The following is a 587-nucleotide window of genomic DNA, read 5'->3' as shown; positions in this document are numbered from 1 at the left end:
TTTAAATCTTGTATTGCTCAAAAAACTAATAATTGACGTTTACTTCATGTTTTGTTTAGTTTTCAAAGATCATCTTGGTGGAGCCTAGCGGGATCGAACCGCTGACCTCCTGCGTGCAAGGCAGGCGCTCTCCCAGCTGAGCTAAGGCCCCTTATTGAAATGGTCGGGAAGACAGGATTTGAACCTGCGACCCCCTGGTCCCAAACCAGGTGCTCTACCAAGCTGAGCCACTTCCCGTAATATGGCGCGCCCGAAAGGACTCGAACCCATAACCTTTTGATCCGTAGTCAAACGCTCTATCCAATTGAGCTACGGGCGCATATTATAAAAATGGTACCGAGGGCCGGACTCGAACCGGCACGGGGTCAACCCCCGCAGGATTTTAAGTCCTGTGTGTCTGCCATTCCACCACCCCGGCAGTATATATGGAGCGGAAGACGGGGTTCGAACCCGCGACCCCAACCTTGGCAAGGTTGTATTCTACCACTGAACTACTTCCGCATATACTGATTAACAAGATAAATGGTGCGGGTGAAGGGACTCGAACCCCCACACCGAAGTACTAGATCCTAAGTCTAGCGCGTCTG

The 587-nt window shown here is 50.9% G+C and carries 5 tRNA genes; all 5 read right to left on the bottom strand.

Features of this window, described 5'->3' with window-relative positions:
- Positions 1 to 75: 75 nt before the first annotated feature.
- Positions 76 to 151 (bottom strand) — tRNA-Ala (locus tag AN960_RS23800).
- Positions 152 to 160: 9 nt separating this feature from the next.
- Positions 161 to 237: transfer RNA gene (locus AN960_RS23795), tRNA-Pro, on the bottom strand.
- A gap of 5 nt (positions 238 to 242) precedes the next feature.
- Positions 243 to 319 (bottom strand) — tRNA-Arg (locus AN960_RS23790).
- 12 nt (positions 320 to 331) lie between these two features.
- A tRNA-Leu gene (locus AN960_RS23785) sits at positions 332 to 418 on the bottom strand.
- Positions 419 to 426: 8 nt separating this feature from the next.
- Positions 427 to 501 (bottom strand) — tRNA-Gly (locus tag AN960_RS23780).
- Between the last annotated feature and the right edge of the window lie 86 nt (positions 502 to 587).

The organism is Bacillus sp. FJAT-25509, from assembly GCF_001420605.1.
Lineage (GTDB): Bacteria > Bacillota > Bacilli > Bacillales > Bacillaceae_G > Gottfriedia.
This window is presented reverse-complemented; position numbering and strand designations above follow the sequence as displayed.